At 54.6% G+C, this 14,227-nt stretch carries 16 protein-coding genes; 10 read left to right on the top strand and 6 right to left on the bottom strand.

The features are described 5' to 3' along the window. Positions 1 to 116: 116 nt before the first annotated feature. From H6A25_RS00785 to H6A25_RS00760, 6 genes are all read right to left on the bottom strand, one after another. Positions 117 to 755, bottom strand: coding sequence for a SanA/YdcF family protein (locus H6A25_RS00785; protein WP_204750115.1), 639 nt, complete (start codon positions 753 to 755; stop codon positions 117 to 119). Next, positions 739 to 1,233, bottom strand: a complete 495-nt coding sequence (locus tag H6A25_RS00780; RefSeq protein WP_204750114.1) for a YbaK/EbsC family protein — start codon at positions 1,231 to 1,233, stop codon at positions 739 to 741. Before H6A25_RS00780 ends, H6A25_RS00785 begins: the two co-directional genes overlap by 17 nt. A 114-nt stretch (positions 1,234 to 1,347) precedes the next feature. Next, complete coding sequence (locus H6A25_RS00775) at positions 1,348 to 3,237, bottom strand: serine hydrolase domain-containing protein (protein ID WP_204750113.1); 1,890 nt, start codon at positions 3,235 to 3,237, stop codon at positions 1,348 to 1,350. 309 nt (positions 3,238 to 3,546) lie between these two features. Next, on the bottom strand, positions 3,547 to 4,305 hold the full coding sequence (locus H6A25_RS00770; RefSeq protein ID WP_204750112.1) for an acyl-CoA dehydratase activase: 759 nt from the start codon (positions 4,303 to 4,305) through the stop codon (positions 3,547 to 3,549). A gap of 3 nt (positions 4,306 to 4,308) precedes the next feature. After that, the gene (locus H6A25_RS00765; RefSeq protein WP_204750111.1) at positions 4,309 to 5,484 is read right to left on the bottom strand and encodes a double-cubane-cluster-containing anaerobic reductase; all 1,176 of its coding nucleotides are present in this window, start codon (positions 5,482 to 5,484) and stop codon (positions 4,309 to 4,311) included. Between the two features lie 181 nt (positions 5,485 to 5,665). After that, positions 5,666 to 6,160 carry a DUF5673 domain-containing protein gene (locus H6A25_RS00760; protein ID WP_118427980.1) on the bottom strand — a complete coding sequence of 165 codons (495 nt, stop codon included), beginning with the start codon at positions 6,158 to 6,160 and terminating at the stop codon, positions 5,666 to 5,668. Between the two features lie 153 nt (positions 6,161 to 6,313). Here H6A25_RS00760 and H6A25_RS00755 point away from each other — a divergent pair, with 153 nt between their 5' ends. From H6A25_RS00755 to yidC, 10 genes are all read left to right on the top strand, one after another. Next, positions 6,314 to 6,688 carry a VOC family protein gene (locus tag H6A25_RS00755; protein ID WP_204750110.1) on the top strand — a complete coding sequence of 125 codons (375 nt, stop codon included), beginning with the start codon at positions 6,314 to 6,316 and terminating at the stop codon, positions 6,686 to 6,688. Between the two features lie 9 nt (positions 6,689 to 6,697). Further along, positions 6,698 to 7,459: an alpha/beta fold hydrolase gene (locus H6A25_RS00750; protein WP_204750109.1), complete on the top strand. Its 762-nt coding sequence runs from the start codon at positions 6,698 to 6,700 to the stop codon at positions 7,457 to 7,459. A 24-nt stretch (positions 7,460 to 7,483) separates the two neighbouring features. Further along, positions 7,484 to 8,368 (top strand): VIT1/CCC1 transporter family protein, encoded by an 885-nt coding sequence (locus tag H6A25_RS00745; protein WP_204750108.1) that lies wholly within the window; start codon positions 7,484 to 7,486, stop codon positions 8,366 to 8,368. A 41-nt stretch (positions 8,369 to 8,409) separates the two neighbouring features. After that, on the top strand, positions 8,410 to 9,966 hold the full coding sequence (locus tag H6A25_RS00740) for a UDP-N-acetylmuramoyl-tripeptide--D-alanyl-D-alanine ligase (RefSeq protein ID WP_243423113.1): 1,557 nt from the start codon (positions 8,410 to 8,412) through the stop codon (positions 9,964 to 9,966). A 143-nt stretch (positions 9,967 to 10,109) separates the two neighbouring features. Next, positions 10,110 to 11,306, top strand: a complete 1,197-nt coding sequence (locus H6A25_RS00735; RefSeq protein WP_204750107.1) for a D-alanine--D-alanine ligase family protein — start codon at positions 10,110 to 10,112, stop codon at positions 11,304 to 11,306. Between the two features lie 57 nt (positions 11,307 to 11,363). Beyond that, positions 11,364 to 12,065 carry a GNAT family N-acetyltransferase gene (locus tag H6A25_RS00730; RefSeq protein WP_204750106.1) on the top strand — a complete coding sequence of 234 codons (702 nt, stop codon included), beginning with the start codon at positions 11,364 to 11,366 and terminating at the stop codon, positions 12,063 to 12,065. Between the two features lie 328 nt (positions 12,066 to 12,393). After that, complete coding sequence (rpmH, locus tag H6A25_RS00725; protein WP_118427986.1) at positions 12,394 to 12,528, top strand: 50S ribosomal protein L34; 135 nt, start codon at positions 12,394 to 12,396, stop codon at positions 12,526 to 12,528. Between the two features lie 52 nt (positions 12,529 to 12,580). After that, positions 12,581 to 12,922 carry a ribonuclease P protein component gene (gene rnpA / locus H6A25_RS00720; RefSeq protein ID WP_204750105.1) on the top strand — a complete coding sequence of 114 codons (342 nt, stop codon included), beginning with the start codon at positions 12,581 to 12,583 and terminating at the stop codon, positions 12,920 to 12,922. Between the two features lies 1 nt (position 12,923). Next, positions 12,924 to 13,136 carry a membrane protein insertion efficiency factor YidD gene (gene yidD / locus H6A25_RS00715; RefSeq protein ID WP_204750104.1) on the top strand — a complete coding sequence of 71 codons (213 nt, stop codon included), beginning with the start codon at positions 12,924 to 12,926 and terminating at the stop codon, positions 13,134 to 13,136. A gap of 110 nt (positions 13,137 to 13,246) precedes the next feature. Next, positions 13,247 to 14,206, top strand: a complete 960-nt coding sequence (gene yidC, locus H6A25_RS00710; RefSeq protein WP_204750103.1) for a YidC/Oxa1 family membrane protein insertase — start codon at positions 13,247 to 13,249, stop codon at positions 14,204 to 14,206. The last annotated feature ends 21 nt before the right edge of the window (positions 14,207 to 14,227 follow it).

Below are 14,227 nucleotides of genomic sequence, written 5' to 3'. Positions count from 1 at the left end.
CATACTCATGGGATAATATCATGGGATTTGCCTTTTTGTCAAGCAAAAAAGCAAGAGCTCCGGGTTTTCCCCATAGATTTTCCCCAGGCTGTGGAAAATGTTTCATGTGAAACCGGTCAGGCGCCGGGGGCGAGAAGGGGTGTGGGATCAGGGGGGAGAACTTCGGCATTAAAGAAGGCTTTGACCCGGGCCAGGGACTCCCGCAGCAGATTCTGAGGCAGTTGGGCTTTCAAAACGCTGTTGGGCGTGCCCACCCCTTCACAGGAAAGCCCCAGCTGCCGGCCCAGGTAAAGGGCTCTTCCCAGGTGATAGTCCTGGGTCACCACCAAGAGGGTTTCCAGCTGATACACATGCCTGGCCCGGTATAGGCTGGCATAGGTGTTCAGGCCGTGGTGATCAGACAGAATATCCTCTTCCGGCACACCTTGCTCCAGAAGCCAGCTTTTCATGGCGGCGATTTCGTTGCGCTGCTGGTTTTCTCCGTCACCTGAGATAAGAATGGTTTGACTTTTGCCTAGCTGATAAAGGGCCAGGCCTTCCTCCATCCGTCCCAGCAGAGCCGGACTCATGTTCCCGGAAGAGTCCACCTTGGCTCCCAGAATCAGAATGGCCTGGGCCGGCTGGGCTTCCTCCCGGCTGACCCGATGGTCCCGGGACAGGCTCCATATCCGCATCTGGATGAGAATAAATGCCAGAATGCCCAGGCAAACAAGGGAGAGCAGGGGAAAAGGCCATTTTTTATAGGGTTTCTTCATGGTTTTGCCTGCCCCAATCTTTGCACACATCCACCCAGCCCTGGCAAGCGCTGTATTGAGCCAGTTCCTCACAGGTGAGGGGAATGGCAGAGTTGCCGCTGCCGCAGGCAGGATAGACAATATCAAACCGTTTCAGTGATTCATCCAGATAGATTTTCACATCCTCCGGTACGCCAAAAGGGCAGACGCCGCCCACCGGATGGGTGGTATATTCCTCCACTTGCTGGGGGGTGAGCATTTTGGCTTTTTGGTGAAACAGGTCTTTGTAGCGGTGGTTGTCGATGCGGGCATCACCGGCGCATACGATGAGGATAGGGCCGTCTTCTGTGAGAAAAGACAGGGTTTTGGCAATATGGCCTGGTTGGGTGTGCAGAGCGTGGGCGGCCAGCTCCACGGTGGCGCTGGACTCATGAAAGAACAGGATGTCATTTTCCTTTCCAAACTGGGCCAGATGGGCCCGGGCTGATTCTACTGACATAGGGATCTCCTCCACAAGTTTTTTTGGGTATTATAGTATGTTTTGTGGGAAAACACAAGAAAAAGGGCCGCTTTCGCAGCCCTTTTCAGAAAACTTTAAGAAATCGTCAGGGGATCAGACCAGAATCAGATAGCCCTTGTCTTGTTTTTTGTATTCGCCGCCCATCAGGCTGTCATAGCAGGTGACCATGTCCTCGTCCAGAACCATCAGCCGGTGATTTTCCGGCACTTCCGGCAGTGTCTCCAGTGTTTTGTCAAACCGGTAGACTTTGTTCAGGGTGTGGGGGTCGTAAGCGCCGGTAAAGCCTTCGCCCTGGTATTCCGGAAGGCTCTCTGCGTCCCGGAAAGTATAGGAGGCCATGACACAGTGCTCAGCGCCGTCCTTCCTCTCAAAGCAGGGGGTGATGAGATCCCGGCTGCCATTGGCCGGAGTGCGCAGGAAGCCGGTGCCCTTCTCATCGTCCACCGGGGTGAAGGAGCCTTCAAAGAGGCCATACACGCCGCTGTCGCTGCGTCCCGAGCAGGAGGCTACCAGGATTCCTTCGTGATCCGGCAGGGGGTTGATGATAAAGCCGGTCATCAGTTCACAGGGGATCAGATCCCAAGGGGAAGTGCTGCACAGCACATATTTTTTGCCTATCCGATCTTTCCAGGCCTGGCTGACGGGAGGCAGATTCCGGGGAGCCTGCATGGCAAAGGGAGCCACCTTGCCCCGCAGATCCAGGATCATGAATTTCTGGCCCTCATGTTCCTGGAAAGAAATGCGGGTGTCGTTTTCCCCTTCGAACACCTTGCCGTTCCATTTCAGGTTCTTGTGGATGCCCTCGCTGTCCCCACGGGTGCTGTCCCGGGTCACATTGAGCACAGCCCCGTAGAAATGGGCGTTGAGCACGGCGCTGGGCACCAGATAAGTACCTTCAAACTGCTCTTTCAGCTCCTGAGGCACCGGCTGATACTGGGTGTAGATGTTGACCCCTTCGGTCTCCAGCATAGCAGTGGCAAACAGCCGCAGGATGGTCTCCAGCACATCGATGCCGCAGTCGTGGGTTTCCGAAATGGCCAGAACGGCATCGTATTTGGGGATGATGATAAACTGAGTGGTAAACTGGAAGCTGTTGCCGCTTTTTTGCAGCACGCCTTCGCCCAGATCATAGTCCTTGTCCTTCATGTCCACATTGTCCCAGCCCAGGCCGAAACCGGTGCTGCGGGTATCGCCAGGGAGGAAGGAAACCCCTTGATGCTTGGCCATTTCCTCTTTGCTTTCCTTGCTGAGGATGCTGGAGTCTGTGAGGAACTGATTGCCGAACAGGCACAGATCGCTCATGGTGGTGGTATAACCGGCGCCGCCCTGGATGAACAGCAGTTCATGGGGCTTCTTTCCTTCCTGCACCAGGGGATACTCCGTGTTGCGCACAGGGGAGAGGCGGCTGGAGTGGGCGCCGATGGGTTCGGTGATGTGGTCTTTGCAGTATTGGGCGTAGCTCATGCCGGAAACGGCGGCCACGGCCATTTCTGCCAAGGTGAAGCCGTCATTGCAATAGACGGAATATTCGCCGGGAGCGGCTTTCAGATAGCTGTGGGCCATGTAGTCATACACTTCTTCGTAGTAGGTGTCGTGGCTCACATCGGAGGCGGAAAAATGCTTCCACTGGGTGCCCGGAAGGCCGCTGCTGTGGCTGAGACAGTGACGCAGGGTGATCTGACGGTACCGGTCGTCCAGCATCTTAAGCCGGGGCAGATAGGTGACGATGGGCTCATCCAGGTCCAGCTTGCCCTGTTCCACCAGCTGCATCACGGCAACGGTGCAATAGATCTTGGACACCGAGGCCACATTGTAGGTGCAGTTTGTATCGGCAGGCTTTTTCTCTTCGCCTCCTTGGGTGCCCAGGGAATCGGCGGCCAGGATCTCTCCATGGCGCATGATGGCATAGGACACAGAGGTGTAATCCTTCTTCAGGTTCATCCCCAGGATGGCGGACAGCTTTTCTTTCAGCGCTTGGTTCATTTTCCTTTGTTCTCTCCTTTCGGAAGTCCCCGGACACCTCCGGGACATTATGAATATGGATATAGTATACCATAGGTTTCTTCTCCATTGACAGGGAGAAATTAGGGTTTTTACTATAAAATATCGCACAATTTTTTGCTGCATTTTTTGGCAGGGAAAAAGAGAGGGGAGAAAAAAGAAAACCACAGTTACAAAAAGTTATACACAGGGGTTATCAACACCCTGTGTATAACATCTGTGGACAACACAAACAAAAAATGCAAAAAATAAAACTGTTCCAGATGCCTGCGGCATCTGGAACAGAATATTTTAGCGGATTTTTTGCCAGCCGATGATGGCGGCGCCGATGGCGCCGGCCATCTGGGAGCGGGGATGGGTGTGCACCGGCCAGTCGATATAGCTTTCCAATGTTTTGCGGAACACTTCGAAGCGGGCCAGACCGCCGCTGAAGAACAGATCTCCCTCCGGCCGCAGTTTTTGGGCGAACAAAGCGGTGCGCTGGCAGATAGAGCGGATGACTCCCAAAGCAATATCGCCCCGGGCCCGGCCCTGGGCCAACAGGCTGATGATCTCGCTTTCGGCAAAAACGGTGCACATGCTGGTGATATCCACCGGTTTGGCGTCTTTGGTGAATGCATCGATCTCGTCCAGAGGACAATCCAGAATCCGGCCCATCATTTCCACAAAGCGGCCGGTTCCGGCGGCGCATTTGTCGTTCATGACGAAATCGGCCACATTGCCGTCTCGATCCAGCAGAATCGCCTTGCTGTCCTGGCCGCCGATGTCCACCACACCGGCGATGCCGGGGCACAGATAGGCCGCCCCTTTGGCATGGCAGGTGATCTCGGTAACCCGCTTGTGGGCCTGGGGCAGCAGTTCCCGGCCGTAGCCGGTGGTGACCACATATTCCACTTCCGAAGAATACATGGCGTCATAGATCTGTCCCATCCGCTCCCGGGGACGGGCGGCGGTGGGAAGCAGAATGGTTTTTACCACAGTTTCTCCGTCGAACAGGGCTCCCTTTGTGGTGGTGGAGCCGCAGTCGATACCCAGACTGAGACGGGCCATGGCTTAAAGCATCTCCAGGAAGGCGGCCAGACGGGTGCTGATCTGTCCGGCGTCGGAGGTGGAGTAGTCGGTTTCCAAAGCGATGTAGGGCTTCTTTTTCTCTTCGGTGACAAAGCGCTTGATAAGGAAGCTTTCCACATTGTAGGTGTGGCAGGCCTGGAGCACCACCTCCACCACAGCATCCACCTGGTATTCGTCGATGAGACGGTCCATCAGCTTGAAGCGGTTATGGTCAGGAGTCATGCAGGAGCAGCCGATGTTCAGATACCGGCGGGCCAGGGCATCGTAGATATCGGGGTTCTGTTCGTCCACCATTTCATCCACCGATTTGGCGCCGCTGCAGTTTTCGAACACCACCACCTGGGCGCCGTTGTCTTCCAGGCACTTGATGACCTTTTCGCTGGCGCCGCCGATGGGGCTGCCGGTGACCATGATCCGGGGACGGCCGGCGAACTTCTGCTTGGGGCAGTCAGGGGTGCCGTCGTCATAGGTGTCCTTGATCTTCTGGGTCAGAGCCTTGACCTCCTGGATCAGCGCTTCTTTGTCAAATTTGAAGGTGGAGCCATAGAGGACCTTGTACATATCGCCGCCCAGCATGGGAGCGGGATTGAGCTTCATCAGGCTGTAGAAGTCCTTGAGAGCCTGGCGCTCTTCGTTTTTCAGCTTGATGGCCTTGCGCACATCTTCATCGGTGATGGTGACGCCGAAGTGGCTCTCCAGCTTCTCTTTGAACTTGATGACTTCCTTTTTCCACAGTTCCAGGGCCTCCGGGCTCTGGCTGTTGGGCAGCTCCATTACATAGACGGGTTTGAACTCGCCCAGCATTTCATACATCTTCTTTTTGCCGTCGCAGGTGGTTTCACCCACGATCAGGTCGGAGAAATAGAAGAAGGGGCACTTGTCGGTTTTGGCAAAGCCGTAGCTGGATTTGACCAGAGGGCACAGGTTGCGGGGCAGGTCCTTTTCGGCTTCGGGGATGGTTTCACCGGACATGGAGCACAGACCCACTACGGCGGCCCCCATGGCCATGGGAAGCTCCTGGGGCAGATAGGTGCAGAAAACGCCCACAAAGGGAACGCCCTTCTGCTTCATCTCCATGGCGGTGACAAAGGATTTTTTCCGCTGTTCGTTGAATTCCTCAAACACAGCGGGCAGGTCTTTAATGAGTTCGCGGTTCATTCTTGTATCTCCCATCTTTCATCATAGAATGGCATAGTGAAAGGGAAAAACCCATACATATTCATTCTAAAACACGGATGATGCAAATACCAATCGTTTCTCTTGATAGATGGGGTAAGGACTGATAGACAACAGCGATAAAGACAAAAGAATCCCCCAGGCGAAAACCTGGGGGAGGGATTTACGATTTGCGGGAATTGCGCAGGGCTTTATATTCTTCAAAGGAAAGCACTTTCTGGCTTTTCAGATGGGCGATCACCAGCTCTTTCTGCTCTTTGGGGAACACCAGGTTCCGTTCGCTGGCGGCCAGATGGGCACGCAGCCGCACTTTCTTTTCGGAATATTCCTCGATGTCATAATAGAAGATCTTGCTCCAGGGGGTGGGCATCACATTGCAGAAGATCCCCTCTTTGGAAAGGCCGGAAGGGGTGATGGCCACCAGCAGCACGGCCAGCACCGTGCAGATGTTAAAGGCCAGGGTGTACTGGGTGAAAGCGCCCCGGCAGGCCTGGATGACCACCACGGCGCACACAATGCCCAGCATGATCAGACGGCCGGGCACCATGCCCCGCACTTTGATCTGCCGGCGGAACTGGAAAAAGCGGATGAGCAAAAACAGGTCGAAGGCGGCAATGAGGATGATCAGGCCGCTGTCGAAAGTGAGATCAAATGGCATGACACGACTCCTTTTTGGGCAAATGCCCGGAATTTCTTCTATCCTATCATATTTTGACGCCGGAGAAAAGGGGGCAAAGACAAATATCACATTGAACCAGGGGGGCAAAAATGGTATGATAAAAGCACCAAATGCCATGAGAGGAGAAAAAGCATGGATTATCGGTTTGCCCATTTCAATTTCAATGTACTGGATATGGAAAAATCCCTGGCTTTTTATAAAGAAGCGTTGGAACTGGAGCCGGTGGAGGAGAAAAACGCTCCCGATGGCGCCTTCCGCATCGTCTATCTGGGAGACCCGGAAAAAAGCGGTTTCCTGCTGGAGCTCACCGCCCTGCGGGACCGGACCGAGCCCTATGACCTGGGGGACGAGGAGTTCCATCTGGCCCTCACCGTCAGCGACTATCAGAAGGCCCATGACAAACATGCGCAAATGGGCTGCATCTGTTTTGAAAATCCCCAGATGGGCATCTACTTTATCCAGGACCCGGACGGTTACTGGATCGAGATCGTGCCCGCCTGCAAATGAGGTGACAAGGTGACCATTGATGTAAAAGGTCTGCCGGTGGATTATATCGACCAGGGGGAGGGGCCGGTGGTGCTGCTGCTTCACGGCTGGGCCGCTCCCATCGGGGCCTACCAGCGCATTGTGGATAAACTTTCGGCGCGCTACCGGGTGCTGGTTCCCCAGATGCCGGGCAGCGGCAAGACGCCGGAACCGTCCCAGGCCATGACACTGGAGGATTACGGGGCATTTGTGCTGGATTTCTGCCAGGCCGCAGGGGTGGAAGAGTGTATTCTGATGGGCCACAGCAATGGCGGCAGGATCATTCTTCACTTGCTCAGCCAGGAGAATTGCCCTCTCCGCTGCAAAAAAGTGGTGCTGATGGACGCCGCAGGGGTGCCTCCTGTGCGCCCGGCCAGCTATTATGTGAAGATCTATTCCTACAAAATGGCCCGGAAGCTGGCGGGTATGCCGGTGCTCAAACTGATTTTTGGTCCGCTTTATCAGAAGATGAGCCGCAACCGGGGCAGTGAGGACTACCGCAATGCCTCCCCTGTGATGAAAAAGACCCTGGTCAACCTGGTCAATCTGGATCTGACGCCCCTGATGCCCAAAGTACGGCAGAACACATTGCTCATCTGGGGGGAAAACGACACCGCTACCCCTTTGCGGGACGGGAAGATCATGGAAGAAAAACTGCCGGAGAGCGGTCTGGCCGTCATCAAAAATGCGGGGCATTTTCCGTTTCTGGATAACTGGCCCCAGTTTTCTGCTGTGCTGGACGCTTTTTTGTAAGGGAAGAAAGAGAGAGGATGGAAGATGGCAAAGACGGCTCTTTCTCCGGAAGCGGAGAAATTTTTGTGGGAGAGCCAGCGCAATGAGCTCACCGAAAGCCTGATCTATGAGGGTATTGCCGCCCGGGAGAAAAATCCCCGGAACCAGGAGACCCTTCGCAAAATTGCCCATCAGGAGCGGGAGCATGAGAAGATCTGGCGGTCTTACAGCGGCAAGGAAGTGTCCCCAAACCGGAAAAAGGCCTTTTTCTATTTGCTGCTCAGCCGCATTCTGGGATTTACCTTTGTGCTGAAAAAGATGGAGAAGGGGGAAAACGCCGCCACCCGGAAATATGCCCAGGTGATGGAGCAGATCCCCCAGGCCGAGACCATTTCCCAGGAAGAGGAAAAGCACGAGCAGGAGCTTCTGGAAATGCTGGACGAAGAAAGGCTTCAGTATGTGGGCAGCATGGTGCTGGGACTCAACGATGCTTTGGTGGAACTCACCGGCACCATTGCCGGCATGACCTTTGCCTTGATGAATACCCGTCTGGTGGCTCTTTCCGGGATCATCACCGGAGTGTCGGCCACATTTTCCATGGCGGCCAGCAACTATCTGGCCCAGCGGGCCGAGGGAAGTGAGGACGCTTTCCGTTCCAGTCTGTACACCGGCGTGGCTTATCTGGTGACGGTGGCCATTCTGGTGCTGCCTTTCCTGCTTTTCCCCACAGGGATGTATCTCCCGGCCCTTTTGACCATGCTGGGATGCGTCATTTTGATCATCCTGGCTTTTAACTACTATATTTCGGTGGCAAAATCCCTGCCCTTCCTGCGCCGGTTCGGGGAGATGGCGGCCATCAGTCTTTCGGTGGCAGCCATCAGCTTTGTCATCGGCCTTGTGGTGAAAAAGTTCCTGGGGATCGACATCTAAAATAAATACCATGATTTCAGCATAAGATTCGGAGAGAGTGTATGACTATTTTGGAAACCATTTTCATGGCGGTGTTGGCTCTGGCCGCAGCCGGGGTGGGGGCGGTGTATTTCGTCCACATGCTTCAGCTGTGCTCCTATCAGTTCGGCCAGTACCGGCATTATCTGCAAAAGAACACCAAAAGCATTTTCAGCCTGCGCCGGCTGGAAAGCCTGCTTTTGCTGCTGCCCTGGATCCTGAGCCAGGGCCGGGCCGATCGGGGCGCTTATTATGGAGTGATGCTTCTGGGCTACTGCGTGCTCAACCGGCCCAGAAAGGCCAAAAAACCCCTGGTGTATACTGCACGGGTCAAGCGGCTTCTGGCAACATCGGCGGTGCTCTATGTGCTGGCCCTGATCCCTGGCTTGCTTCTGCCCTATGGCATGGCCATTTTCGGCGTGGTGCTGCTGTGCACCCCTCTGGTGGTGCTGCTGGCCAATTTCATTAACACCCCTGTGGAAAAAATGGTGGCCCGCTATTATGTGGAGGACGCCCGGAAAAAGCTTCAGAGTATGCCCGATCTCACTGTTGTGGGCGTCACCGGCAGCTTTGGCAAAACCAGCACCAAGTATTTTCTCAACACCCTTCTTTCCACCAAATACCATGTGCTCATGACCCCGGGCAACTATAACACCACCCTGGGCGTGGTGCGCACCGTGCGGGAGATGCTTTCGCCCACCCATCAGATCTTCCTCTGCGAGATGGGCGCCCGGCACAAGGGGGATATCAAGGAGATCTGCGATCTGGTCCATCCCCGCTATGGCATCATTACCGCCATCGGAGAGCAGCATCTGGAGAGCTTCGGCACGGTGGACACCATCATTGACACCAAGTTTGAGCTGTATGATGCCATTCCCATGGACGGACTGTGCTTTTTGAATGAGGACAATGAATTTATCGCCGCCCGGAAGGTGGGAAGCAATGTGGTCCGCTACGGCCTGGAAGGGGAGAGGGACTACAAAGCAAGCGATATTACCGTTACCCAAAGCGGTACAGAGTTCACCGTCTCTGCTCCCGGAGGGGAAAGTTTCCGCTATAAGACCCGGCTGCTGGGTGAACACAATGTGCAGAATATCACCGCCGCCATCGCCGTGTGTCATAAACTGGGCATTTCTCTGGAGGAACTCCAGCCCGCAGTGCGCCGTTTGGAACCGGTGCCCCATCGGATGCAGCTGATCCGGGGTGGGAGCAACTATACTGTCATCGACGACGCCTATAATTCCAATCCCAAGGGGGCCCAGGCTGCGCTGCGCACTCTGTCCATGTGCCAGGGACTGCGGATTCTAGTCACTCCCGGTATGGTGGAGCTGGGAGAGCGGGAGTTTGATCTCAACTTCCAGTTTGGCAAACAGGCGGCGGCTTGCTGTGATTATGTGGCTCTGGTCAATCCCCGTCAGGCTGAGCCTATCCGTCAGGGCCTGGCGGCAGCCGAGTTCCCCGAGGAAAAAATACTGGTGGCCGATACTTTGCAGCAGGCTCTGGCCTTTGCCCAAAGCTGCGGCCAGCCCGGTGAGCCCCGGTTTGTGCTGTTGGAAAATGACCTGCCGGACAACTATTAAGCCGTGCCCTTTTTTTCCGGAGAGATTTGTGGTATCATCTCTAGGGCAGCAATCAGGAAAAAGTGAAAACTGTTTGCAATAATAATTATTTTTAAAACAAATTGTGAACTATTTGTCTGCAATGGAAACGGAGAGGATTGGGTATGAAGATTCGCGTGGGCGTCTTTTTTGGCGGTAAAAGCGTGGAGCACGAGGTCTCGGTGATCTCGGCCATGCAGGCCATTGCCGCTTTGGATCAGGAGAAATACGAAGCGGTGCCCATTTATATCACAAAGGACAACAAATTCTATACCGGTCCTCATATGGGCCAGATCGACACCTATAAGGATATCCCGGCGGCTTTGAAGCAGGCCACTCGGGTGGTGCTGGTGGGCGGAGAAAACACCGCCACCCTTCAGTGCTATCCCCCCAAGAAGCTGGGAAACAGCACCGTGGGAGAGATTGATGTGATCCTGCCTGTGACCCACGGCACCAATGTGGAAGACGGCGCCTTGCAGGGCTTCTTTGAATATCTGAACATTCCCTATGCCGGGTGCGATGTGTGTGCTTCGGCAGTGGGCATGGACAAATGGGCCATGAAATCCCTGTTCAAAAGCGCCGGTCTGCCGGTGGTGGAGGGGATTCTGACCCACAAAAAGAAATGGTTCCACGACACCGAGGCGGAGATCCAGCGGGTGGAGGCCGTCTGCGGCGGCTACCCGGTGGTGGTCAAGCCGGTGAATCTGGGCAGCAGCATCGGCATCAGCAAGGCCAGAGACCGGCAGCAGCTGGAGGAGGCGGTGGAGACCGCCATGGAATATGCCGACCGGGTGATCGTGGAGACCTGCGTTGCCAATCTGCGAGAGATCAACTGCTCGGTGCTGGGCGATCTGGACGAGTGCCAGAGCTCGGTGTGCGAAGAGCCTCTCAACGCCACAGACATCCTCACCTTTGGAGATAAATACGAAAGCGGCTCCAAGGGGTCTTCCAAGGGAATGGAAAGTCTGAGCCGGAAAATTCCCGCCGATCTGCCGGAAGATGTGACCGAGAAGATCCAGCACCTGGCTGCCGAGGCCTTCCGGGCCATCAACGGCAACGGCGTGGCCCGTATCGACTTTATGATGAATAACGAGACCGGTGAGGTCTTTATCAATGAGATCAACACCATTCCCGGTTCCCTGGCCTTCTACCTGTGGCAGGAGAGCGGTATTGCTTTTGATGAGCTGCTGGACAAAATGATCTGGCTGGCCATCAAGCGGAAGCGGGAAAAGGATGCGCTGACGGTGACTTTTGACACCAATATCCTGTCCAATAACGCCCTGAGCGGTTCCAAAGGCGGCAAGATGGGCAGCAAACGGTAAAATCACAGGGGGAAGGGCGGCTCAGGCCGCTCTTTCCGAAGGAAGTGGGGAAAGAGGATGGATCTGAACAAGCTGGAAGAAGCACTGGAACAGGACCGGCTGTGCCATATCGACATGATCGACTGCATTCGCCGGGGGTTTGCCCAGGTGGAAAAGTGGGATGAGCGGGGTGTGCTGCTGTATAACACCGGCTGCAATCAATACCATCTCACGGCAAAGGACCCCTCCTTTTTGGAGGAAGCGGTGGCGCTGTGCCGTCCCGGCCGGACGCTGGTATGCCATCAGGAGGAATATGTTCCCCAGGCGGTGAGCCGCCTGGGTCTTAATCGGATGGATTTTTACCACGGCGTCTATTCCCATTCGGCCCCGCCGCCTCAAAGAGGAGAGGAGCCTGTGATTCGCACGCTGGATCCTTCCTGGCTGGATCAGGTGTCCCCCCATTACTACGCCGACAGCGAAAGGGCCATGCTGGCCCGCACTCTGGCCCGGGGAGAAATCTTCGGCGCCTTCAAAGAGGAAAAGCTGGCCGGGTTCATCGGCTGCCACGAAGAGGGTACTTATGGCATTCTGGAAGTGATGCCCGATTTCCGCCGTCAGGGCATTGGCTATGCCTTGGAGCGCCATGTGATCGGCTGGCTGCTGGAGAGGGGAAGAATCCCTTATTGCCAGATCCGGCCGGACAACAAAGCATCCCTTTCTTTGCAGAACCGGCTGGGACTTCAGCTGTCGCCCCGGGTGGTCCATTGGCTGTTTCCCTGATGGGAAACAGGCCTTTCCACAAGATAGCCACAGGTTGTCCCCAAGTTATGCACAGATTCCACAGGTTTATCCACAACTTGTGGGGAAAACCAGTGGAAAAATACAAAAAGTTATATAAAATAAAAATATAACAAAAAATCAAAAACAATGGGATAATTTCTTTGCAAAAAGCCAGAATATTAGGCAAAGGATGGCTTTTTGAGGTTGACAGAAAGGCTCCCGGCACATTATAATACAAAGTGCGCAGTTGTCGTAGGCAGCGGCATGCGTCTGAGAACATCAGGCTTATGCCGGTGTCTTACCTAAAATCATTGGGGAGGTGAGCCAAATGCTGAGAACATACCAGCCGAAGAAGCGCCAGCGCAGCAAGGAACATGGCTTTATGAAGAGAATGAAGACCAGAAACGGCAGAAAGGTTCTGGCCAGAAGACGGGCCAAGGGCAGAGTACGGCTTTCTCACTAAAAACTAAGACCGCGCCATGCGGTCTTAAATTTTAATACCGAGGCTTTTCATTATGCAGCATACCCAGTCCCTTTGTGAAAATAACCGGTTCCGTGCCCTCTATGCCAGGGGGAAATCGGCGGCGGCCCCCAGTCTGGTGGTCTATGCCAGAAAGAATCGTCTCAAAACCATCAGCCGCATGGGGATCACCTGCAGCGTCAAGCTGGGGGGCGCGGTGCAGCGCAATCGGATGCGCCGCCGCTTACGGGAGGCCTATCGCCTTCAGGAGAGCCAGTTCGCCCCGGGCTATGATATTGTCATCGTGGCCAGGTCCCGGTGCATGAAATGTTCTTTTGATGCTTTGCAGCGGGATATGATGGAGCTGTTTTCCAAACTGGGCCTTTTGAAAAAGTGAAATGAAAAATCTGGTACTTGCGCTCATACGGTTTTACAGAAGGCGGCTGTCCGGGCTGAAACGGGCCCCTACCTGCCGCTTTGTTCCCACCTGCTCTCAATACGCCTTGGAGGCGATTGAGAAATACGGCCTTTTGAAGGGCGGCGCCCTGGCTCTGTGGCGCATACTGCGCTGCAACCCGTTTTGCAGGGGCGGATATGATCCGGTGCCGTAACAAAAAAATGTCCGTCCCTCTGCCGGGGATGGGCCTTTGACAGGATTCTGCAATTTGGCAGAAGGAGAAGATCTATGCTTGATTTTATAGCGGTCCCTTTCGGATACGTTATGCACTTTATCTATGAAGGGGTGGGCAGTTACGGCCTTTCCATTATCCTCTTCACCCTTTTGACCCAGATCATCCTGCTCCCCTTTAACTGGAAACAGAAAAAGGGTATGATGGATGTGCAGCGCATCCAGCCCAAGATGCTGGAACTGCAGAAAAAGTACGCCAACAACCGGGAAAAATACGCTCAGGAAGTGCAGAAGCTTTATGATGAGGAAGGGGTCAGCCCCCTGTCCGGCTGTCTGCCCATGCTGCTGACGCTGCCCATCATGATGGGGCTTTATTATGTGGTGGCCCAGCCTCTGCGGTACTTCATGGGCCTGAGCACCGAAGAAATCGCCAAGATGGCCGAGCTTCTGAACATCGAAGGTCAGAGCACCATTCAGATGCAGGCTCAGGTGGTCGCCCAGTATTTTGATAATTTCAACCTGCTCAGCCAGCACTTTGACGGGCTGATGAAGGTGGATTTCAATTTCCTGGGTATCAATCTGGCTTTGACCCCCTCTTTCAAGGAATTCAACATTTTGTGGATCGTCCCCATTCTGTCGGGCGCCACTGCTTTTTTGCAAAGTTATGTCATGCGCCTGATGCAGAAGCGTCAGGGAGTGGTGCAGGATGCATCGGCCAATGCTTCCGCCGCCATGATGAATGTGATGATGCCGGCCATGTCCATTTATTTTGGATTTATCCTTCCCGCCGGTCTGGGGGTCTACTGGATCTCCCGCAACATCTTTTCCGTAATCCAGGAGCTGATCCTCACCCCTTACTTTATCAAGAAGGGCCGGGAAAAGGAAGCTCAGATGATCGCCGAGCAGGAAGAGAAAAAGAAGCTTCGTCAGGAACAGATGGCCCAGCGGCGGCTGGAACAGAGCCAGCAGGCCAAATCGGGCAAGGAAAAGGGCAAGCAGTCCGGAAAGAACAAGGAAACAAAGGACGCATCCCAGGACGACGGGCAAGTTTAAAGTGCACGGAAGGTGTTTGAA

This window comes from Intestinimonas butyriciproducens (assembly GCF_016901775.1).
Taxonomy (GTDB): Bacteria; Bacillota; Clostridia; order Oscillospirales; family Butyricicoccaceae; genus Pseudobutyricicoccus.
Note: the sequence above shows the minus strand (reverse complement) of the source record. Positions and strands in the feature narration are given on the sequence as shown.

Excerpts from the sequence above, each read along its gene's own strand:
- H6A25_RS00785 (WP_204750115.1), bottom strand. The coding sequence starts at position 755 with ATGAAGAAACCCTATAAAAAATGGCCTTTTCCCCTGCTCTCCCTTGTT.
- H6A25_RS00780 (WP_204750114.1), bottom strand. The coding sequence starts at position 1,233 with ATGTCAGTAGAATCAGCCCGGGCCCATCTGGCCCAGTTTGGAAAGGAA.
- H6A25_RS00775 (WP_204750113.1), bottom strand. The coding sequence starts at position 3,237 with ATGAACCAAGCGCTGAAAGAAAAGCTGTCCGCCATCCTGGGGATGAAC.
- H6A25_RS00770 (WP_204750112.1), bottom strand. The coding sequence starts at position 4,305 with ATGGCCCGTCTCAGTCTGGGTATCGACTGCGGCTCCACCACCACAAAG.
- H6A25_RS00765 (WP_204750111.1), bottom strand. The coding sequence starts at position 5,484 with ATGAACCGCGAACTCATTAAAGACCTGCCCGCTGTGTTTGAGGAATTC.
- H6A25_RS00760 (WP_118427980.1), bottom strand. The coding sequence starts at position 6,160 with ATGCCATTTGATCTCACTTTCGACAGCGGCCTGATCATCCTCATTGCC.
- H6A25_RS00755 (WP_204750110.1), top strand. The coding sequence starts at position 6,314 with ATGGATTATCGGTTTGCCCATTTCAATTTCAATGTACTGGATATGGAA.
- H6A25_RS00745 (WP_204750108.1), top strand. The coding sequence starts at position 7,484 with ATGGCAAAGACGGCTCTTTCTCCGGAAGCGGAGAAATTTTTGTGGGAG.
- H6A25_RS00740 (WP_243423113.1), top strand. The coding sequence starts at position 8,410 with ATGACTATTTTGGAAACCATTTTCATGGCGGTGTTGGCTCTGGCCGCA.
- H6A25_RS00735 (WP_204750107.1), top strand. The coding sequence starts at position 10,110 with ATGAAGATTCGCGTGGGCGTCTTTTTTGGCGGTAAAAGCGTGGAGCAC.
- H6A25_RS00730 (WP_204750106.1), top strand. The coding sequence starts at position 11,364 with ATGGATCTGAACAAGCTGGAAGAAGCACTGGAACAGGACCGGCTGTGC.
- rpmH (WP_118427986.1), top strand. The coding sequence starts at position 12,394 with ATGCTGAGAACATACCAGCCGAAGAAGCGCCAGCGCAGCAAGGAACAT.
- rnpA (WP_204750105.1), top strand. The coding sequence starts at position 12,581 with ATGCAGCATACCCAGTCCCTTTGTGAAAATAACCGGTTCCGTGCCCTC.
- yidD (WP_204750104.1), top strand. The coding sequence starts at position 12,924 with ATGAAAAATCTGGTACTTGCGCTCATACGGTTTTACAGAAGGCGGCTG.
- yidC (WP_204750103.1), top strand. The coding sequence starts at position 13,247 with ATGCACTTTATCTATGAAGGGGTGGGCAGTTACGGCCTTTCCATTATC.